Genomic DNA, 20492 nt, shown 5'->3' with positions numbered 1-20492 from the left:
ATTGAATAAATTCATTCTAAAACGAATAAAATGTATTTTTGCTCCCATAAACAACGAAACAGATTTTGAAACGATTTTTCGTCATATTTCTTTCCTGCATGCTATTAGTTCCTTCTTTTGGCAGTTTCTTTGTTTATACCTCATTCAAATTAAATCAGGAAGAAATTTCTAAAACAATCTGTGTGCAGCGAAAAATGGTTTTTAATAGCTGTAATGGACGTTGTGAACTTCAAAAAAGTTTAAAAAAATACGCAGATAATGAAAAAAGAATGCAAAACAATCTGAAAGAAAAAGCAGAAGTAGTTTACATTCAGAATTCAACTCTAAACAATTTCAAACTAGCAGCACTGATCGAATCAAAAGCAAAAATTTTTGCTTCATTCGATAAAAAACCTATTGCTGTTTCTACCTCAACTTTTCGACCTCCATCCTATCTTATATAAATTTTAGACTGGCTTTATGCCAAAACTGAAAAATCATTCTTTGGCTTAAAGCCTAAGAAAACTGGTTGCATTTCAAAATTTATATAATTTAAAATGAAAAAAATATACTTTACCCTATTCATCATAGGGCAATGTGTTTTTGCGCAAAACAAAACAACGCAGGATACAACAAAATCACAGGAACTTGAAAATGTTTTCATTACAGCAAATCGTACAGCAACTTTAAGAAAAGAAACGCCTGTCGCCATTAGTAAATTAACCGCCAAAACAATTAACGAAACTAAAGCAACTGCGGTTTACGAAATCATAAACAAAACACCTGGTGTATTAATGGTCAATTTAGGAAACGAGCAGCATATGATGTCTATTCGTCAGCCTATGACAACTAATGCCTATTACTTATATCTGGAAGACGGATTACCAATTCGCCCAATGGGAATTTTTAATCACAATGCCTTATTAGAGATAAACCAATATAATTTGCAGAGCATTGAAGTTGTAAAAGGTCCGGTATCTTCTTTATATGGCCCTGAAGCTGTAGGCGGAACTATAAATTTAATTTCATTAAAACCTCCTGTTGATCCGGAATTTAAATTTGGAGTTCAGGCCGACAATTACGGTTACAGAAGATTTCAGGCAGCTGGCGGTGCAACAATTGGAAAAGTAGGTTTTCATATTGCCGGAATTTCAAGTTTACAGGAAAACGGATGGATGACCTATTCTGATTACAACAAAGACAATCTGAATGCCAGAATTGATTATAACATCTCTCCTTCTACCCGGCTGATCAGCAATACCATGTATGGAAAATATTATTCAGATATGAGTGGTACTGTAAACGAAGAGGCTTTTAACAACAGAACCTACAAAAGCACTTCTAATTTTACTTATAGAAAATCTGATGCCTTAAGAACCCGATTAACACTGGAACATGATTGGAACAGTAATTCCAGTAGTTATATAACAGCCTATTTGCGTGACAACAAATTGGGGCAAAATCCATCTTACGGAATTAAATGGAGTCCAACTGTAAACCCAACAACAGCAAAAGGTGAAGTCAACTCAAACAACTTTAAAAGTTATGGAGCTATTGGGCAACATACTCAAAAATTTGATTTTCTGAATACTAAAATTGTCGCAGGCGCATTATACGATTATTCTCCTGTAACTTATTGGTCGTATGTAATTGATTTAAAAGCCAACTTAAATCCTGGAACTCCTGGAAAACAAACGGTAGATTCTTATGAGATTATTGCCGAACGCCCAGATGCTAAACTGGCCGATTACACAGCAGATATTTTCAATACAGCAGGTTATGCACAAATAAGCTTTAATCCAATTGAAAAATTAGTCGTTACTCTTGGTGGTCGTTACGACAATATGAAGGTTAATTATGATAATGCACTTGATCTTTCTTCAGGAAGCAAAGTGTATGATAAAGCCACTTTTAAGGCAGGAGTAAATTATAATCCTGTAGAATTTGCAGGATTTTATGGGAACTACTCACAAGGTTTTGCTCCTCCAGGTATTACTTCAATCTTTAGAACCAAACCCGGAACTGGCGGTACAACAGGTGTTCCTGCAGCTTTCTATTATAATCTTGAGCCTGCAACTTTCTATAATTACGAAGTTGGCGGATGGTTTTCTTTCTTAGAAAATAAACTAAACTTCGATTATGCTTTCTACTACATGGAAGGCAAAAATGAATTATTAAATATTAAACTTCCTGATAATTCAACAGATTACCGTTCTGCTGGTGAAACCCGTCATAAAGGAATCGAGTTTGGCGGTTCGTACAGACCTTCTAAACAATTCAATATACGTGTTGGTGGTACTTACGCGCAACATACTTACATAGATTTTAAACTTTCAGACAAACCATCAGATCCTATTCAGAACCTGAACGGAAAAGAAATGCCGGCAGCGCCAAAATGGTCAGGGAATTCAGAAGTGAGTTATTATCCTAACTGGCTTCCTAATTTAAGAACATCAGTAGAATGGCAGCTTGTAGGCAGTTATTATCAGGATCAGATTAATACTGTAAAATATGATGGTTACAACATCTTCAACGCGAGGGTTGGTTATCAATGGAAAGGAATTGAAGTATATGGAAACGTAATGAACTTAACTGATAAATTATACGCTTACAATGTTTCGAGAGCCAATACGGTAAACGCACAGCCAACGTACACAGCAGCAGCGCCACGAACCTTTGTATTTGGAATTCAGTACAATTTTTCATTAAAAAAATAAAAATTATCTGCCACAGATTACACAGATTAAAAGGATTTTAAAGTAAGGTTCATTAAGTAACAAACCGATTTTCTTTAATCTTCTAGGAATAAAAAATCATTATAATCTTTTTAATCTGTGGCAAAAAACAAAAAAACAAATCAAAACAACTCAAGTATGAGTAAAGAAGCAAAGAAAAACTCTTCTAAAAAGAAAGATTCAAAAATCGTAAAAAAAATCAAACAGCACATGTACAAGTGGCATCGTGTTATTGGTTTAGTGACTATTGTTCCTGTAATTTTCTGGACCTTTTCTGGTTTAATGCATCCTTTTATGGCGCATTTTTTCAAACCCGAAATTGCTCATGATAAAATTGAACAGCCAGTTATTAACAAAAGTCAACTGCATTATTCTATTCAGGAAGTTTTGCAGAAAAATGAAATATCACAGTTCAAAAATTTCAGAATTGTCACTTTTAATAATGCCACCTATTATCAGGTAAAAACAATTCTGGGAGAATTATGGTATTTTGATACTTCAACTGCTAAAAAACTCCAAAACGGAGATCAAAAATATGCCGAGTGGCTTTCTCGCTACTTCTTAGATGATCAAAAAAGCACTGTAAAAAACAGCGAAGTGGTAACTGAATTTACCTCGCAATACAAATACGTAAACCGTTATTTGCCCGTTTACAAACTAAGTTTTGACCGTCCGGATGCTATGCAGATCTATGTAGAAACTTCATCGGGCAAACTGGCAACTTATAACCCAACTTCCAGACAAGCTTTTATCTGGTTCTTCGATACGTTTCATAATTGGTCTTTTATAGACGCCATTTCCAACAACAGTATCCGAATTATTACGATGATTTTCCTGTTGTCTATTATTGGGTTTTCTGCCTTGAGCGGTATTTTGATTTATGGTTTGCTTTGGAAACAATTCAAAAAAACAGATAATTTGCAACCTAAAAAAGGACTTAGAAAATACCATCGACAAATTGGAATCTGGGTTTCACTTTTTACGCTAACTTTCGCTTTTAGTGGTGCGTATCATGCTACCACAAAATGGACGCCATATACCTTATCACAAATGGTTTACGAACCTACTTTTGTGACAAAAGAAATTCCAACTGCAAATAATAATTTGATTTTAGACTGGGATCGTTTTCAAAACATGAGTATTATTACACTAAACGATACCACATATTATCGCTGTCAATTACTTGAAAAAGAAACTGGAAGATTCAAGAAGCCAAAATCTGATTCTAAATGGAACAAAAAAGACGATCCAAAATCTGAAGTAGTTTACATTAATGCGACAACAAATAAAATTACACCAAATCTGGATTTGGAATATGCTGAATTTTTAGCCTATTATTTTACCGACGGAGCACCAAAAGCTTCCTGCTGTGAAATGGCTACTTCTTCTGAAGATGATTCTCAGCCTTCTCTGGAAAATGTAAAATTGTTAGAATCAAAAGTTCTAACCGATTTTGAAAGCAGAGAATATGGTTTTGTCAACAAAAGACTTCCGGTAATAAAACTGGCTTATGATACACCCGAAAAAACAACATACTTTATCGAGACATCAACTTCAAGACTTGCTGCTGTAATTAATAATGCAGACAAAGTTGAAGGTTATTCTTTTGCCATTTTTCATAAATTCTTATTTATGGACTGGGCTGGAAAAAACATTCGGGATTTGACAACGGTTTTAGCAGCGCTGTCCATTTTAATTGTCAGTGTGTTAGGTTTTATTCTTTTTTTGAAAAAATAGATAAAAGGTGCTAAGGGACTAAGGTTCTAAGACACTAAGTTTTCTTTCCTCAGAATCTTAGTCCCTTAGCACCTTAGAACCTCTAAAAACTTATCTTGGATTTTCCTGATAGTAGCGAGCTTCTATTCGTTTGATATCTTTTATAGAATTTCTGGCCCAGGCTAAACGTTTTTCTAAAATTTCTTCCTCAGACAATTGCCAATTGATATCAGAATTACGTAATCTGTTCGTAAGATTTTGAATGATGATCGCAGCCGAAACAGAAATATTTAAACTCTCTGTAAAACCAACCATTGGTATTTTAAGAAAACCATCGGCTTTTTCTAATATTTCCTGAGAGAGTCCATCACGTTCAGTCCCGAAAAATAAAGCGCTTGGTTTAGTAATATCAAAATCCTCCAGCAGGCAATCATTTTCGTGTGGTGTTGTAGCAATGATTTGGTAGCCTTGATTCTTTAAAGTAGAAACACAATTGGTAATCGAATCATATTGATGGATGTCAACCCACTTTTGAGCTCCCATGGCAATTTCTTTATCAATACGTTTTCCGTAACGTTGCTCGATTACATTCAGTTCCTGAATTCCAAAAACCTCACAGCTGCGCATTACGGCACTTGTATTATGCATCTGAAAAACATCTTCTACTGCAACTGTAAAATGTTTGGTACGGTTTGCCAAAACAGTATAAAATCTTTCCTTTCGATTATCAGTTAATATATTTTCAAGAAAAGCGAGGTAATCTAAATCAATCATTTTATTTGTGTTTGCAGCAAAAATACATCATAAATAAAACAGAAAAAAATTTGCAACTATTTTCAACGGGCTAAATCTTCAACAAAACAATTGTTCAATTTCTCGTGCAATAAAAAAGCTTTACTAAGATCTGCCAATAAAACATCATCTTTATAGGAATCTCCGTTAAAAATATTCGCTTCATTTTTTGAATGCTTTTTTAAACGATCATAAATTTGATTGAGTTCATTATTTGAATACTCAACATTGATAAAAGATATAAATCTTTCCACCACATCTCTCATTCCCTCATTATAGTTGAGTATTATCACATTTTTATCTAAAGCATTAAAATCTAAGAATCCCTGATAGTATTTCTCCAACACCAATGCTCCATATTGATGAAAACTTATTTCACTAATTTCTTTTGAAGTTATGCCAAAAATACCAGGCTCTAATAAATTAGGCACCATATGCATTCCTGTCATTTTTTGGTGTGACCTTAAAACTTCTGCCGGATTTCTATAAAGCAAAGCAAAAGGAGTTTCAGGAAAAACTGATCGTAAATAAGGGGCATTAAATATATGCCAGGCATCGAGTTTTACAATTAAATTCTTTTGTTCCGGGAATCTTTTTTGTCCTAACAAAGCAATTACCGATTTTAACAAAATGGTCTTTTTTTCTAAATCAAAAGAATAACTTCTTAGAATCTGATCGATAATGGGAGCTTCAGAAATCACAATATTTTCAGCTGAAGTCGCCAGAGACTGACTCAACATGGTAGACCCGCATCTGGACACATGAAAAACCAATGATTTTACTTCGACAGCAACCAATTCTTTAGACCAATCAATAAGATTTTCTAAAGTGCTTACTGTTTTAAACCAATTAGAATTGTAAGGCAGCTTTCTGCATTTAGCAATCGTTTCGTCAAAAAAAGGCTCATTATAATTTAAATCTCCCAGATAAATCCATTCAAAATAAATTTCATTATCCTTTTCAATTAATTTAATTGGAATCCAGTTTAAAAGTGAATGCGCTATATTTTCCATATTTATTAATTTCAATTTGACTGCAGATCTGCAATTAGTTTAGCATTAATTTCTGAAGGATTTCTGGAAAGTTCTGCAATAATTTGCTGTTTCACTTCATCAGAAAACAGATTTGGTTTTGAAGAAGAATTGATATTAAAACCCATTTTCGAAAACAATTCATCTGACCACTCATTGCGTATACAATCTAAAGTAAGATGAATGCGAGCTTCCCGGCTCTTATTTTCAACACTATGCAGAAGCTGGAAATTAGCGTACCAACATTCTCCCATTTTCATAGGAACCAACTTTTTATCGACATAAAAAAATACTTCATCATTTGTAATTATTGGTACATGAATTCTGAAAAATCCATCTTCATAAGAAGTGTCGTTATCAACATGTTCCTTGATTTTACTTTCAGGGCCCAGTTTTAATAGACGCACTGCCTCTTTTTCACATTGAAACCAGTCCATGATTTCTTTAAAATAGGTACAGCTCTCCAATAAATTAGTATTCTTATAGGTTGCATTTGGAAAAGACAAAATATCATTAACTTCTCCTGATTGCGATCTTAAGGAAACACTTGTCCAGTCCCCTTCGTATCGATACGTATTAAAATGAGGTGTCCATAAATTAGTCTCGCAGATTGCAAGATCTTTTTGCAACTTTTCTATTGAAAATGAAATCGGAAGCTGGCAGGAAGAAGGATTCATATGTTTAAAGGTTAGCTTTATTTATAAATCGGATAAATTGGTAACGATAAAATGATACAACTTTTGTGTTGAAACCGATACCTCTTCAAAGTCTGTTTTTAATACTAAATCAACTTTCGAAGGAGTTTCATAAACAGCACTTATTCCGGTAAAATTTTTAATTTTATTAATGTCATCATCTGGTAATAAGGCTTTCTTATACAATCCTTTTGGATCTCTTTTTATCAGATTATCGATTGAACAATCAACAAATACAGTCCGAACAAATTTATACTGACCAATTTCCTTTCTTACCTCTTCGTATGGGTTTATAACCGACATTAAAACGATAATTTTAGACTGAACAAAATCCTGACTTATATTAAAAAGACGTCTTACATTTTCACAACGGTCATCTTTTGAGAAACCTAAATCTTTACAAACAGTTTGTCGATAAACATCGCCGTCGACAATTTTTACCTGATAACCATTTTCCACTAACATCTCACTAACATGCTCTGCCAATGTAGTTTTTCCCGAACCTGATAATCCTGTAAACTGTATTAAAATCATTTCAAATTTCTTTTCATTTTATGCCACATTAAAACTAAATAATTCCCCAAGTCCGGACAATACGTAGAAATACGCTTTATTTTTTCGTGCAATCAATCTCAGATTTTAATTAAAACAGGTTTTAAAATCACTATTTTTATCTTTTAATTAAAATAGAATATGAAAAAGAAGCTTGTTGTTTTGACCGGAGCCGGAATAAGTGCTGAAAGCGGAATAAAAACTTTTCGTGACAGTGATGGTTTATGGGAAGGACATGATGTTATGGAAGTAGCAACTCCCGAAGGCTGGCATAAAAATCAGGAATTGGTTCTTGATTTTTACAATAAAAGACGCCAACAACTAAAAGAGGTTAAACCCAATTTAGGACATCTTATTCTGGCTGAATTAGAAAAAGATTTCGACGTGTATATTATAACTCAAAATGTTGACGATTTGCACGAAAGAGCCGGAAGTTCAAATGTTTTGCATTTACATGGAGAATTATTAAAAGTAAGAAGCACCAAAAATCGCGACCTGATTTTAGACTGGACAGATGATTTATTTACCGGTGATCTGGATGAAAACGGACATCAATTGCGACCACATATTGTTTGGTTTGGTGAAGACGTTCCTGCGCTCGAAGAGGCCATTTCTATTGTTGAAGAAGCAGATTACTTTGCTGTAATTGGTACTTCATTGCAAGTTTATCCAGCCGCAGGATTAATTTCGTATACTTATAGTATTACACCTGTTTTTTATATTGACCCAAAACCAATTGCAATACCAAATATTAGTAATAAAGTAGAAACAATCGCAAAATTTGCTTCAGAAGGTGTTGCCGATTTAAGAGAACGTCTCCTGGTTTTAGAAAATGCGCTATGATTTTTGAAAATTGGTTACAGCAATTATCCCAGTTTAATCTGCCTTTACTCGCTATTTTCTTTTTGATCGAAAACTTAATTTTGATCTATATTTCTGTTTTAATTGGAAAAATAATTGAGCCTGAAAATACCGTATTAAAGAAAACAGATCAAAAATGGGTTCTTTCTACCCTATTATGCAATACATTCATCACTATTACCGGCTTTGAATTGTATCGTTACGGAATAATGAAAGTAGATTTCTCAGGATCATGGTATGCTATGTTTCTTGACACCCTGATATTGATACTCTTAATGGATCTTCTAATGTTCATTTTTCATTATTTGGTTCATCATTTAAAATGGATGTACCCCATTCATAAACTTCATCATACACACATCGAAACCAATGTTTATAGTCTGTATGTATTACATCCTGTAGAAACCTTAGGCTTTGGTTTTATATGGTTATTTTTAATTACCATTTTAGAGTTTAATTTTTTAAGTATTATCATCTATCTTATTTTAAATTTATCATACGGAATATTTGGTCATTTAAAGACCGATGTATTTCCTGCTTTTTGGTACAAAAACTATTTTACAAAATGGATTTCGACTACTAAATTCCATAATGACCATCATAAAAACGAATCTCAGAATTTTGGTTTTTACTTCACCATTTGGGATAAAATATTCAAAACCATTATTTAAATTGCAAGTTTGGCCATAATAAAGCTTCAGTAACTTTCAGAAGTTTTAACAATCACTTATATTTGCACCTTTCGAAAAACAACATAACAATGACTACTCTAAACGAATTGAATGCTATATCACCAATTGACGGAAGATATAGAAATAAAACCCAAAATTTAGCGCCTTTCTTTTCTGAAGAAGCTTTAATAAAATACCGTGTATTGGTTGAAGTGGAATACTTTATCGCGTTATGCGAAATTCCATTACCTCAATTAAAAGGTATCGATTCAAGTTTATTTGAAAGCCTAAGAAACATCTACAAAAACTTTTCGACTGAAGATGCTCTTTGGATTAAAGAAACAGAAAAAGTAACCAACCACGATGTAAAAGCGGTAGAATACTTTATAAAAGATGCTTTCGAAAAATTAGGTTTATCTCAACACAAAGAGTTCATTCACTTCGGATTAACATCTCAGGATATTAACAACACTGCTATTCCGCTATCTACAAAAGATGCTTTTGAGCAGGTTTATATGCCATCACTGATTACTTTAATCTCAAAATTAAAAGAATTAAGTGTTGAATGGGCAAACATTCCAATGCTGGCACGTACACATGGCCAACCAGCTTCTCCTACTCGTTTAGGAAAAGAGATTCTGGTATTTGTAGAACGTCTTGAAGAACAAATGCGTTTGTTATTTAATGTTCCTTTTGCTGCCAAATTTGGTGGTGCAACCGGAAACTTTAATGCGCATCACGTAGCTTACCCACAAATTGACTGGAAACAGTTTGGAACTAAATTTGTTGAAACTGATTTAGGTCTACAACATTCATTCCCAACAACACAAATTGAGCATTACGATCATTTTGCCGCATTTTTTGATGGTTTAAAAAGAATCAACAATATCATTATCGATTTAGATCGTGATATCTGGACCTATGTTTCAATGGATTATTTTAAACAAAAAATCAAAGCCGGAGAAATTGGTTCTTCTGCAATGCCACACAAAGTAAACCCAATTGATTTTGAAAATTCTGAAGGAAATCTAGGAATTGCAAATGCTATTTTCGAACATTTATCTGCAAAACTTCCTATTTCAAGATTACAGCGTGATTTAACAGACAGTACAGTTTTAAGAAATATTGGAGTTCCGGTTGGACATACAATTATTGCTTTTGAAGCTACCTTGAAAGGTTTAAACAAATTACTTTTAAATGAAAGCAAATTTGCTGAAGATTTAGAAAAAAACTGGGCAGTAGTAGCAGAAGCTATTCAGACTATTTTACGTCGCGAAGCTTATCCAAATCCATATGAAGCGCTTAAAGGTTTAACCAGAACAAATGAAGCTATTGACAAAAATGCAATTCATAATTTCATTGCAACTTTGGAAGTTTCTGATGCTGTAAGAGCCGAATTAATGCAAATAACACCTAGCAATTACACAGGTATTTAAAAAAAACCTAAAATATTTTCCCAAAAAAAGCTATCTTTATCGAGATAGCTTTTTTTATTTAACGCGGAGCAGTTTAGTGGATTTCATTTGGAATTGAAAGCTGGGTTTTGCTCCTGAAAACGATACCACTCTATGATTGCCTTAAGCGCCGCTGCCGAAACTACACACCATTTACAACCCTTAATCAGCGACTTGGGATTAATCCTGATGACCGCCGGAATTGCTGTACTTATTTTTAAAAAAATGAAACAGCCCTTGGTTTTAGGGTATCTTATTGCAGGCTTTCTGGCTGGAAATCACTTTGACTTTTTTCCATCAATTACGGATATGAAAAGCGTAGAAGTCTGGGCTGAAATTGGAGTTATCTTTTTGCTTTTTAGTCTGGGGCTCGAATTTAGTTTTAAGAAACTAATGAAAGTAGGCGGAACATCCTCTGTAACCGCGATAACCCAGATTATGTTTATGACCTTAATAGGCTATATGGTCGGTCAATGGATGGGCTGGGGAAAAATGGACAGTATTTTTCTTGGTGCAACGCTGTCAATTTCCTCAACAACTATTATTATCAGAGCATTTGATGAATTGGGAGTTAAAGGAAAAAAGTTCGTCGGGATTGTATTTGGAGCTCTTATCGTCGAAGATATTGTCGCCATTTTAATGCTTGTGTTATTATCGACAATTGCGGTTAGCGATCAGGTTTCCGGCGCTGCATTACTGCAATCTGTTTTAAAACTGGTTTTCTTTTTAATCATTTGGTTTCTGGGAGGTATCTTCATTATTCCAACATTTTTAAAAAAGGCAAAACATTTATTAAGTGATGAAATGCTGCTCATTATTTCGCTTGCATTATGTCTAATGATGGTAATGTTTGCGGCAAATGTTGGGTTCTCGCCAGCATTAGGAGCCTTTATAATGGGTTCAATAATCGCCGAAACTACACAGGCTGAAAAAATAGAACATTTAATACAGCCCGTAAAAGACTTATTTGGTGCCGTTTTCTTTGTATCAGTGGGAATGTTAATTAATCCCGTAACATTGGTAGATTTCGCTCTTCCGGTTTTGATTATCACTTTGGTGACTATTTTCGGAAAAGCGTTTAGTTCCGCATTTGGAGCTTTATTATCTGGTCAGCCATTGAAACAATCAGTCCAAACCGGAATGAGTCTGGCACAAATTGGGGAGTTCTCTTTTATTATTGCCACACTCGGAATGACGCTTAAAGTTACCAGCGATTTCTTATATCCTATAATTGTAGCAGTTTCGGCAATTACAACATTTACAACTCCATTCTTAATTAAGTATTCGGAATCTTTTGCTTTGTTTTTAGAATCAAAAATGCCAAAAAGATGGGTTAAAAACATTAACCGATATAGTGTGAATGCCCAAGCCATAAAATCGGTCAGTACCTGGCAAATTGTCTTGAGGGCTTCAATAACACAAATTATACTTCATACTATAATCATTACGGCAATCATTTTACTATCATCGCGATTTGTTGCCCCATTAGTCGCAGATACAAGATTCGGAAATACATTAGCAGCATTAATAACTTTAGTAGTAATCGCTCCTTTTTTATGGGCCTTATCACTACGTCGTGTAAAAGTAGAGGAAGTCGATTCTTTATGGGAAGAGCGTAAATATCGTGGCGCACTTCTAATGTTGATTCTAATAAGAATGAGCCTTGGTTTGTTTTTTATTGGATTCTTACTGAATATTTTCTTTTCGCCTTTGGTGGCTTTTATTGCGCTGATTATTGCAATTGGAGCCTATCAAATTTTTCCTAAAAAGTTAAACGAACAATATCACAAAATTGAAAATCACTTTTTAAAGAACTTAAACGATCGCGAAAACAAAAAAATAGATAGACGTTATGCCAATTTAATGCCCTGGGACGGTCACATGTCTATTTTTGATATTGGAAAAGAATCAAACCTTGCGGGTAAAACGCTTGAGGAATTGCGAATTAGAGAAAATATGGGAATAAATATTGCTTTTATTCGACGTGGAGAAGTTACAATTCCAATTCCAACTAAAAATGAACGCTTGTTTCCTGGTGACGAAATATGCGTTATTGGTACTGATGAGCAGATTGCACAGTTTACTACTTACTTAAAGAACGAAATTGAAGCTCCAAACAATAGTGAAGAATCGGATATCGTACTTCGTCAATTGGAGATTTCTAAAGAAGATTTTATTCAAAAAAGTATCGGTCAGTTTAGAGGCAGAACCGGCGGGCTTGTTGTAGGAATTGAAAGAAACGGTAATCGAATCCTGAATCCTGAATCTAATATCATTTTAGAAAAAAATGATATTATCTGGGTTGTAGGTGATAAAAAACGAATGAACGAATTAATGCAAAAAAGTACACCTGTTGCATTTTAAGATTTAATCACATATAATAAAAAAAACAGCCACAGATTAATAAAATTTCTGTGGCTTTCTTTTTAATTACTTATTTGGTTGCGGTGTCATACGCAAATATGGTTTTATAGGATTATGCCCTTTAGGGAATTTAGCCGGAATATCACTATCCGGAATTGCTGGCGCAATTACTACATCTTCACCATCTTTCCAGTTTGCAGGAGTAGCAACACTATAATTGGCTGTCAATTGCAAACTATCAATAACACGAAGCAATTCGTCAAAATTTCTTCCTGTAGAAGCTGGATAAGTCAAGGTTAGTTTTATTTTTTTATCGGCACCAATTACAAAAACAGAACGAACTGTAAATTTATCGCTCGCATTTGGATGAAGCATATCATATAAATTCGCTACTTTTTTATCCTCATCAGCAATAATTGGAAAATTAACAGTTGTATTTTGAGTTTCGTTGATGTCCTTAATCCAATCTAAGTGCGATTGTAAACCATCTACACTCAAAGCAATAACCTTAGTATTTCTTTTTGTAAATTCAGGAACATAGTTCGCTACAGTTCCTAATTCAGTAGTACAAACGGGAGTAAAATCTGCTGGATGCGAAAATAAAACACCCCATGAATCTCCTAGCCATTCATGAAAACTAACTTTTCCTTGTGTGGTTTCTGCCTGAAAATCCGGAGCTATATCGCCTAATCTTAATGTTGACATAATTATGTTTTTTTAGTTCATCTAAAATTAACTAAAAAATGGATAAGGAAAACATTCATTTTCTTAAAAAAAGTTAAAATTCTATTTCCTCTATATAATTAGTATTTTAATTTAAATAAAACTCACAATAAAGTACCAAATAGCAAGTGTTAAAAACGAAATTGGAATTCCAAAACCAATCATCATACTGCTTAATTTTGGTTTTAAACCATACGTCGAAGCCAGAATTGCACCTGTAATCATAGGCGCCATTGCGATTTCGATAATAGTAATTTTTATAGCTTCAGAATGTTGGTTGAAAATAAAGACATATAAAACAAAAATGATCAGGGGCGTCATAATAAGTCTTACGAAAAGTCCCAATTGCAAAAATTTCCAGTGTCGGCTGTTTCGGTCAAAAGTCAATTGCAACCCCACCGAAAATAGTGCTAAAGGCGTTACTAAGCTGCCTAGTTTTAATAAAACTGACTGAACATTTAAAGCCAAATCAAATTGAGAAACATTCATTAAACAAGCCACAACAAATGTCAGGAAAGGTGGAAAAGAAATGATCTTTTTAAAAATACTAATCGCATCCGGACTACCTTTAGAATAGAAGGCGGCAACAAAAACTCCCAAAGTCGAAACAACAACAAAGGTTCCGGGCTGATCTACCAAAACGGCAGTTTCTAAACCTTTTTTTCCGAACAAAGCTTCAATAATCGGATATCCAAGAAATGATGAATTACTTAATCCGGCTGTCAACACCAAACAACCAATGAGTTTATTGGACCATCCAAGTCTTCTCCCTAAAAAATGAAAAAAGCCGAAAGCCAGAAAAAAACTAATCCACCCCGCTCCTATTGGAAACAATAATTCATTGTTCCATTTAATTTTAGGAATATGATATAAAGTAATTGCAGGAAGACAAATATAAATGACAATTTTATTGATACTCTTATAAATATGCGTTGGAAATTGCTTTACTCTTTGCAGCAGCAATCCTAAAAATAAAAAGAAGAATATTATAATAAAGTTGTTCATATCAAGGCTTAAACACAAAAATAGGTATTTATAAATTGATGGGCTGAACAAATTATAGCGCTTCTTTAAGTTTTTTGTTACTTTTAATATGTAATTCTAAAAATCTATGCAGCAAATAAGGGATAATTTCGAACGAATGGCTAAACTTTCTGATGAAGACTGGAACACCTTTTCATCAAAACTCATTCGTCAGGAATTTTCAAAGAAAGCATCAATCCTCCAAACCGGTCATATAGAAAATTACCTTTCCTTTATAGAGAAAGGAATCGTTAGATATTATGTTCCTTCTGAGAATAAAGACCTTACATTTACTTTTGTATTTGATGGCGAATTTGCAAGCGGATATGATTCATTTATTACAAGATTACCCGTAAACTACACTATCGAAGCTCTTGCAGATACCGTACTTTGGCGTATTTCTTATAGTGATCTTCAGGACATTTATGCCCAAACTAAAGTTGGAAATACCATTGGCCGACTGGCAAGCGAAGATTTATTTCTTAAAAAATCAAAGAGAGAATTGTCTTTGCTAAACGATTCTGCAGAACAACGATATCTAAATTTATTCACAGAGCAACCTCAGCTAATACAAAAGATTCCACAAAAATACCTTGCCTCTTACATTGGTATTACTCCACAAGCTTTAAGCCGGATCAGAAAACGCATTTATTAACCCAGGTTCATTGTTTTAGGTTTCTTTACTGTGCAACTTTGTATAATAAAACAAAAAGATATGGAAACCTTAATTGTGCTCTTTGGAGTTTTTACCGCAACGCTTCTTATTATTTGGTTAACAACCAAACGACTTGAACTATCATTTGCCGGCAGAGTAGCCATGGCACTTATGCTAATATTTACGGCTATAGGCCATTTTACTTTTACTAAAGGAATGGCAATGATGATCTCTTTTTTGCCTTGGGCAAATGCTATTGTGATCACTACAGGAATCATAGAGTTAATTGCTGCAATTGGACTACTTCTGCCTAAAACTAAAATCCTTACAGGAAAACTACTTATTTTATTTTTTATCCTGCTTCTTCCAGCTAACATTTTTGCTGCAAGACATAATATCAATTTACAAGCTGCCGACTATACAGGCAAAGGCCTATCATACTTATGGCTTAGAATACCAATGCAGCTTCTTTTTATAGCGTGGGTATATTTTTCTGCCATAAGAAATCAATCAAAAATCAAAATAGTCAATCAGGAAAATGCACATCATTTGTATTAATGATGTGTATCATTTTTTCTTTAGTTTCATTTTATGCTTTTAGTTACTGCAATTAATTTTTAGTTAAAACTTTTTTTTATTTCAAAAAACGCTTTATATTTGTAACATATTTTATTACAGTATGATTTCAGGTAAGTTTGCCATAACGATTCACATTTTGACTTTACTCACTAAATTCCCAAATGATTTTTTATCATCTGAATTTATTGCGGGAAGCATCAATTTAAATCCGGTGTTGGTAAGGAAAGAAATTGCTAATCTAAAAGCAAATCATATTGTAGAAAGCAAAGAAGGTAAAAATGGCGGAACAAAACTATCTGTTGATCCTTCTAAAATTACATTGAAAGAAATATTTGAAATGACTTTTGAATCCATAAATTTAGGTTATGCAAAAAATCAGCCTAATCCGGATTGCCCGGTTGGAAAAAAGATCAATCAGAATTTAAGTTCTTTATATGCTGATATGAATCAAAAAGTTAGTTTACAATTAGAAGGAATTTCTCTTGAAGATTTCTCTAATCAATTCTAAAGCTATTTTTTTACACAAAACTGTAACATTTTTTATTACTAAATAAATTTATATATTATGAAAATCGCAATTATTGGAGCAACTGGTTTTGTTGGCTCAGCAATCTTAAATGAAGTGGCAGACAGAAAACATGAAATTACTGCAATCGCAAGAAATCCAAAAGAAACCACAAATGCGACTTGGAAAAAAGCTGACATTTTTAATGTAGATGCTTTAGCAGAAATTCTAAAAGGAAATGATGTTGTAATTAACGCCTACAATTCAGGTTGGGCAAATCCAAACATTTATGATGATTTTATTGCAGGATCAAAAGCGATTCAGGAAGCGGTGACAAAATCAGGCGTGAAACGTTTTATTACAATTGGTGGTGCTGGAAGTTTATTTGTAGCTCCAAATTTACAAGCAGTTGACACTCCTGATTTCCCAAAAGAATATCATGCCGGCGCAACTGCAGCAAGAGATTATTTGAATATTATTAAAGATGAAAAAGATTTAGACTGGGCATTTTTTAGTCCGGCTTTCGAGATGCATCAGGGTATTACAACAGGAAGAACAGGAAAATACCGTTTAGGTTTAGAAAATCCTGTTTTTAATGACGATCAAAGAAGTATTCTTTCTGTAGAAGATTTAGCAGTTGTTATTGCCGACGAAGCTGAAAATCCAAAACACCATCAAGTTCGTTTTACAGCAGCTTATTAATTTATTTTTAAAGACTCTAAGGAACTAAGGTTCTAAGATGCTGAGTTTTGTTGCCACGAATTTTTACGATTTTTTTGAGTCTTTTATGTCTTCCTGAGCGAAGTCGAAGGACACACAAAATAATTCTGCAATACTACTCAGACCCGACAGGTTTTAAAAACCTGTCGGGTCTCTTTGCAGTTAAACAATCTTTGTCGAGTTACTTGCGTGTCCTTCGACTTCGCTCAGGATGACAAAAAAAACGTAACAAATTAGTGTAAATACATATAATTCGTGGCAAACTTACTTTTTGAAACTGTTTTTGTTTTCTGTACTTTTACAGTACCAAAAAGTATATTTTGTCAAGTTCAAAAAAACACTCAGGCAGTTTACAAGAAAAAGCAGGAATTTCACCTCCGGAAATTACCAATGTTTCTGCTATCCATCAAATTAAAAAGAACCGAAGACAACAACCTTCTTCGACAGAATTAATTGATGGAATTTTGAGTGGAAACAGAACAGCTCTAAGCCGCGCCATAACTTTGGTAGAAAGTACAAATCCGGAACATGCTACAAAAGCAAATGAAGTAATTAATGGCAGTTTGCCTCACGCCAACAGATCAATCCGAATAGGAATTACAGGTGTTCCCGGTGTTGGAAAAAGTACTTTTATTGAAGCCTTTGGAAGTTATCTCACACAATTGGGCAAGAAAGTAGCTGTGCTGGCAGTTGATCCAAGCAGTTCACTTTCTCATGGAAGCATTCTGGGTGATAAAACCCGAATGGAAGAATTGGTAAAAGATGAAAATGCCTTTATCAGACCAAGTGCCTCCGGAGATACTTTGGGCGGAGTTGCCCGTAAAACACGCGAAGCTATTATTTTATGCGAAGCTGCAGGATTTGACACTATTATTATTGAAACTGTTGGTGTTGGTCAAAGTGAAACTGCCGTACACAGTATGGTTGACTTTTTTTTACTACTGAAAATTTCCGGTGCTGGTGATGAACTTCAGGGAATCAAACGTGGTATTATGGAAATGGCAGACGCAATTGTGATCAACAAAGCCGATGGTGATAATATTAAAAAGGCAAATCAGGCGAAATTAGAATTTAACAGAGCTCTGCATTTATTCCCTCCGAAAAAATCAAACTGGCAGCCAAAAGTTACTACTTGCAGCGCCATTACTAAAGAAGGAATTTCAGATATATGGAACACTATTTCTGATTATGTAGAAATGACTAATAATACCGGTTTTTTTCAGGAAAAGAGAAGTGAGCAAAATCATTTCTGGATGATGGAAACCATTAACGAACAACTGAAACTCAATTTTTATAATCACCCTGAAATCATTTCGCAACTGGAACAAAACAAAAAAGCAGTGCAAAATGATGAAATATCACCTTTTGCAGCTGCTTCTGATTTATTAAAATTATATTTTGAGAAAAGATTCTAAGACGCTAAGGTTCTAAGGTTTTTTCGCAAAACTTTACTTAGAATCTCAGCAACTTAGAACCTTAGTATCTTTACTTACTTCTAAGCTTATATTTACTCTGTTTATACAAATTCCCTGCTGTAATTACATGCGCTAAAGCATCTTTTGCTAACTCTTCGTTTAGTTTTACAGGAATCAAAGTAGTATCATTTTTGATTTCGAATTGCAGTGGTTTCAAATTTGGCTGCATAATTACAACCTGGTTTTCTACTCTAAATGCATTAATATCATTAAACTGCATAATCGATCTTCCTTGTACTTTTTGATCTAGTTTTGTTAAGTTTCTACCCACCATTGGTGTTTCAAAAGGAATTCCTAAATACCCTAATAATGTTGGCGGAATATCTATTTGACTTGCCAATCTGTTATAAACAGCACCTTTTGGAACACCAGGCCCCATAATAAATGCCGGAATATGAAATTTATTTATCGGAACTAAATTTTTACCATATGTTCTAGTATTGTGATCAGCAATAACAATGAAAATTGTATTCTTAAAGTAAGGCTCTTTCTTAGCCATTTCAAAGAATTTTCCAATGGAGAAATCGGCATATTTCATTGCGTTATTTACTGTTGCCGGCGTCTTATCATATGGTTTAATTCTTCCTGCAGGATATTCAAAAGGTTCATGATTTGAAGTCGAGAACATTAGAGAGAAGAAAGGTTTATCTCCTTTTGACTTGAAATAATTATTTGCTTTAGTAACCAAATCTTCATCTGAATACCCCCAGGTTCCTTTGAAAGCATATTTATTTCCATCAGATTCAAAATCTTCCTGATCGATAATATCACTAAAACCATTTCCGTTAAAAAAAGAAGCCATATTATCAAAATTGGCCATTCCACCGTAAATAAAACTAGTGTCATACCCTTTTTGCTTTAAGGCATCGGCAAGGGTAAAAAATCCTTGTTGTGAGTTACCTAGTTTAACCACACTTTCAGATGGCGAAGGTAAAAATCCTGTAACAACAGCTTCGATTCCGCGCACACTACGTGTTCCTGTGCAGTATAAATTAGTAAACAGTGTTCCTTCTTTAGATAATTTATCAAATTCCGGAGTTAATGGTTTTCCTCCTAAAATTCCAACATATTCAGCTCCTAAACTTTCCTGAAGAAAGATCACCAGATTATATGGTTTCTTTAAAACAGAATCTGGCTGCTGTACATGAAGAAACGGAATATCTGCATCTGTAAAGTCATTTGGTCCGGCAATCATATATTTCTTCACACGAGCGATTGCTTCAGCTTCATCCATTTTTCCGTACATTTTTGTATTTCCTTCGTTTTTAATCGAATAAGCAGCAAAGGCAACAGTATAAAATGAGTTTAACCCTAATGTATTGGTTAACTGATCTGTAGAAAACACAGCATTACTGGCATTAATTGGTCGTTTTGAAGTAAGACTTGAACGTGCTCCGAAAAACAATAAAAAAGCAACTAATGGAAATACCATTAATTTAAATTTATACGCTGTACTTGTAGTATGAAAAAACTTTTTCCCTTTTTTGAAAGCAAAATATAATACAACTCCCAAAATAAGGAATGTCACAATTATAGAAGTCAGATAACTTTTTAAAAGCATCCCAACAACTTCTTTTGGATAGATTAAGTAATCTAAGAAAATCTTATTCGGACGTGTATCGTATTGTTTTACAAAATCAGGAGAAGCTAATTCTACAAAAAGAATCAGAAACAGAAACAAAAAGCTATAAATTACCAAAAAATTATTGGTGAATTTAAGCCATTTATCAGGTAAAAAAGTAATTAAAACTGCTGGCAAAAAAGACAAATAACAAAGTAATATTAAATCCATTCTAAGACCGATTGGAAAAATATACCAGAAATTTGGTGTCTCGACTACTCTATCTTTAAAAATAAAAAATAAAAATAATCGGCTTAAAGTTGTAATCAGCAATCCTATTGCTATGAAATTAAAAATGGGTTTTAAAAAACTTAATTTTTTCATTAGATGATTTACATTAA

General features: G+C 33.7%; 19 protein-coding genes. 12 read left to right on the top strand and 7 right to left on the bottom strand.

Annotated elements, in window-relative coordinates; all coding sequences use genetic code 11:
• Positions 1-98 precede the first annotated feature (98 nt).
• From OLM51_RS07890 to OLM51_RS07880, 3 genes are all read left to right on the top strand, one after another.
• The gene (locus OLM51_RS07890; RefSeq protein WP_264553777.1) at positions 99-443 is read left to right on the top strand and encodes a hypothetical protein; all 345 of its coding nucleotides are present in this window, start codon (positions 99-101) and stop codon (positions 441-443) included.
• 93 nt (positions 444-536) lie between these two features.
• Positions 537-2696 carry a TonB-dependent receptor gene (locus OLM51_RS07885; protein WP_264553776.1) on the top strand — a complete coding sequence of 720 codons (2160 nt, stop codon included), beginning with the start codon at positions 537-539 and terminating at the stop codon, positions 2694-2696.
• A 156-nt stretch (positions 2697-2852) separates the two neighbouring features.
• The gene (locus OLM51_RS07880) at positions 2853-4451 is read left to right on the top strand and encodes a PepSY-associated TM helix domain-containing protein (protein WP_264553775.1); all 1599 of its coding nucleotides are present in this window, start codon (positions 2853-2855) and stop codon (positions 4449-4451) included.
• A gap of 90 nt (positions 4452-4541) precedes the next feature.
• On the opposite strand, the gene OLM51_RS07875 is transcribed toward OLM51_RS07880, so the two are convergent.
• The 4 genes from OLM51_RS07875 to cysC form a co-directional block, all read right to left on the bottom strand.
• Positions 4542-5204, bottom strand: coding sequence for a TrmH family RNA methyltransferase (locus tag OLM51_RS07875; RefSeq protein WP_264553774.1), 663 nt, complete (start codon positions 5202-5204; stop codon positions 4542-4544).
• 62 nt (positions 5205-5266) lie between these two features.
• A complete protein-coding gene (locus OLM51_RS07870; RefSeq protein WP_264553773.1) occupies positions 5267-6235 on the bottom strand; it encodes a sulfotransferase in 969 nt (322 codons plus the stop codon).
• An 11-nt stretch (positions 6236-6246) separates the two neighbouring features.
• Positions 6247-6930, bottom strand: coding sequence for an aspartyl/asparaginyl beta-hydroxylase domain-containing protein (locus OLM51_RS07865; protein ID WP_264553772.1), 684 nt, complete (start codon positions 6928-6930; stop codon positions 6247-6249).
• 21 nt (positions 6931-6951) lie between these two features.
• Positions 6952-7482, bottom strand: coding sequence for an adenylyl-sulfate kinase (cysC, locus tag OLM51_RS07860; protein WP_264553771.1), 531 nt, complete (start codon positions 7480-7482; stop codon positions 6952-6954).
• A gap of 159 nt (positions 7483-7641) precedes the next feature.
• Here cysC and OLM51_RS07855 point away from each other — a divergent pair, with 159 nt between their 5' ends.
• The 4 genes from OLM51_RS07855 to OLM51_RS07840 all read left to right on the top strand — a co-directional run bounded on the left by OLM51_RS07855 (position 7642) and on the right by OLM51_RS07840 (position 12850).
• Positions 7642-8343, top strand: coding sequence for an SIR2 family NAD-dependent protein deacylase (locus OLM51_RS07855; protein WP_264553770.1), 702 nt, complete (start codon positions 7642-7644; stop codon positions 8341-8343).
• Positions 8340-9032: a sterol desaturase family protein gene (locus OLM51_RS07850; RefSeq protein WP_264553769.1), complete on the top strand. Its 693-nt coding sequence runs from the start codon at positions 8340-8342 to the stop codon at positions 9030-9032. The genes OLM51_RS07855 and OLM51_RS07850 overlap by 4 nt, the downstream gene beginning before the upstream one ends.
• 89 nt (positions 9033-9121) lie before the next feature.
• On the top strand, positions 9122-10468 hold the full coding sequence (purB, locus tag OLM51_RS07845) for an adenylosuccinate lyase (RefSeq protein WP_264553768.1): 1347 nt from the start codon (positions 9122-9124) through the stop codon (positions 10466-10468).
• Between the two features lie 132 nt (positions 10469-10600).
• The gene (locus tag OLM51_RS07840) at positions 10601-12850 is read left to right on the top strand and encodes a cation:proton antiporter (RefSeq protein WP_264553767.1); all 2250 of its coding nucleotides are present in this window, start codon (positions 10601-10603) and stop codon (positions 12848-12850) included.
• A 66-nt stretch (positions 12851-12916) separates the two neighbouring features.
• On the opposite strand, the gene OLM51_RS07835 is transcribed toward OLM51_RS07840, so the two are convergent.
• Positions 12917-13555: a peroxiredoxin gene (locus tag OLM51_RS07835; protein ID WP_264553766.1), complete on the bottom strand. Its 639-nt coding sequence runs from the start codon at positions 13553-13555 to the stop codon at positions 12917-12919.
• 111 nt (positions 13556-13666) lie between these two features.
• On the bottom strand, positions 13667-14578 hold the full coding sequence (locus OLM51_RS07830; protein WP_264553765.1) for an AEC family transporter: 912 nt from the start codon (positions 14576-14578) through the stop codon (positions 13667-13669).
• A 106-nt stretch (positions 14579-14684) separates the two neighbouring features.
• Between OLM51_RS07830 and OLM51_RS07825 the strand changes: the two genes are divergently transcribed.
• The 5 genes from OLM51_RS07825 to meaB all read left to right on the top strand — a co-directional run bounded on the left by OLM51_RS07825 (position 14685) and on the right by meaB (position 18470).
• The gene (locus OLM51_RS07825; RefSeq protein WP_264553764.1) at positions 14685-15251 is read left to right on the top strand and encodes a Crp/Fnr family transcriptional regulator; all 567 of its coding nucleotides are present in this window, start codon (positions 14685-14687) and stop codon (positions 15249-15251) included.
• Positions 15252-15311: 60 nt separating this feature from the next.
• Positions 15312-15809, top strand: a complete 498-nt coding sequence (locus tag OLM51_RS07820) for a hypothetical protein (protein WP_264553763.1) — start codon at positions 15312-15314, stop codon at positions 15807-15809.
• Between the two features lie 121 nt (positions 15810-15930).
• Positions 15931-16338, top strand: a complete 408-nt coding sequence (locus OLM51_RS07815; RefSeq protein WP_264553762.1) for an Rrf2 family transcriptional regulator — start codon at positions 15931-15933, stop codon at positions 16336-16338.
• 57 nt (positions 16339-16395) lie between these two features.
• Positions 16396-17037, top strand: a complete 642-nt coding sequence (locus OLM51_RS07810; protein WP_264553761.1) for an NAD(P)-dependent oxidoreductase — start codon at positions 16396-16398, stop codon at positions 17035-17037.
• 338 nt (positions 17038-17375) lie between these two features.
• On the top strand, positions 17376-18470 hold the full coding sequence (gene meaB / locus OLM51_RS07805) for a methylmalonyl Co-A mutase-associated GTPase MeaB (protein ID WP_264553760.1): 1095 nt from the start codon (positions 17376-17378) through the stop codon (positions 18468-18470).
• A 70-nt stretch (positions 18471-18540) separates the two neighbouring features.
• Here the strand turns inward: meaB and OLM51_RS07800 are convergent, their stop codons facing one another.
• Positions 18541-20322: an LTA synthase family protein gene (locus OLM51_RS07800; protein ID WP_264553759.1), complete on the bottom strand. Its 1782-nt coding sequence runs from the start codon at positions 20320-20322 to the stop codon at positions 18541-18543.
• Between the last annotated feature and the right edge of the window lie 170 nt (positions 20323-20492).

The organism is Flavobacterium sp. N2038 (assembly GCF_025947185.1).
In the GTDB taxonomy this organism is placed as follows: domain Bacteria; phylum Bacteroidota; class Bacteroidia; order Flavobacteriales; family Flavobacteriaceae; genus Flavobacterium.
The sequence above is the reverse complement of the archived record's forward strand: the minus strand, read 5'-3'. Positions and strand labels throughout refer to the sequence as shown.

Bases quoted from the DNA above. Each gene is read 5' to 3' on its own strand.
- OLM51_RS07855 (WP_264553770.1), top strand. From the start codon at position 7,642: ATGAAAAAGAAGCTTGTTGTTTTGACCGGAGCCGGAATAAGTGCTGAA.
- OLM51_RS07850 (WP_264553769.1), top strand. From the start codon at position 8,340: ATGATTTTTGAAAATTGGTTACAGCAATTATCCCAGTTTAATCTGCCT.
- OLM51_RS07815 (WP_264553762.1), top strand. From the start codon at position 15,931: ATGATTTCAGGTAAGTTTGCCATAACGATTCACATTTTGACTTTACTC.
- OLM51_RS07870 (WP_264553773.1), bottom strand. From the start codon at position 6,235: ATGGAAAATATAGCGCATTCACTTTTAAACTGGATTCCAATTAAATTA.
- OLM51_RS07875 (WP_264553774.1), bottom strand. From the start codon at position 5,204: ATGATTGATTTAGATTACCTCGCTTTTCTTGAAAATATATTAACTGAT.
- OLM51_RS07800 (WP_264553759.1), bottom strand. From the start codon at position 20,322: ATGGATTTAATATTACTTTGTTATTTGTCTTTTTTGCCAGCAGTTTTA.
- OLM51_RS07830 (WP_264553765.1), bottom strand. From the start codon at position 14,578: ATGAACAACTTTATTATAATATTCTTCTTTTTATTTTTAGGATTGCTG.
- OLM51_RS07865 (WP_264553772.1), bottom strand. From the start codon at position 6,930: ATGAATCCTTCTTCCTGCCAGCTTCCGATTTCATTTTCAATAGAAAAG.
- purB (WP_264553768.1), top strand. From the start codon at position 9,122: ATGACTACTCTAAACGAATTGAATGCTATATCACCAATTGACGGAAGA.
- OLM51_RS07885 (WP_264553776.1), top strand. From the start codon at position 537: ATGAAAAAAATATACTTTACCCTATTCATCATAGGGCAATGTGTTTTT.
- OLM51_RS07890 (WP_264553777.1), top strand. From the start codon at position 99: ATGCTATTAGTTCCTTCTTTTGGCAGTTTCTTTGTTTATACCTCATTC.
- OLM51_RS07820 (WP_264553763.1), top strand. From the start codon at position 15,312: ATGGAAACCTTAATTGTGCTCTTTGGAGTTTTTACCGCAACGCTTCTT.
- OLM51_RS07810 (WP_264553761.1), top strand. From the start codon at position 16,396: ATGAAAATCGCAATTATTGGAGCAACTGGTTTTGTTGGCTCAGCAATC.
- OLM51_RS07825 (WP_264553764.1), top strand. From the start codon at position 14,685: ATGCAGCAAATAAGGGATAATTTCGAACGAATGGCTAAACTTTCTGAT.
- cysC (WP_264553771.1), bottom strand. From the start codon at position 7,482: ATGATTTTAATACAGTTTACAGGATTATCAGGTTCGGGAAAAACTACA.
- OLM51_RS07880 (WP_264553775.1), top strand. From the start codon at position 2,853: ATGAGTAAAGAAGCAAAGAAAAACTCTTCTAAAAAGAAAGATTCAAAA.
- OLM51_RS07840 (WP_264553767.1), top strand. From the start codon at position 10,601: ATGATTGCCTTAAGCGCCGCTGCCGAAACTACACACCATTTACAACCC.
- OLM51_RS07835 (WP_264553766.1), bottom strand. From the start codon at position 13,555: ATGTCAACATTAAGATTAGGCGATATAGCTCCGGATTTTCAGGCAGAA.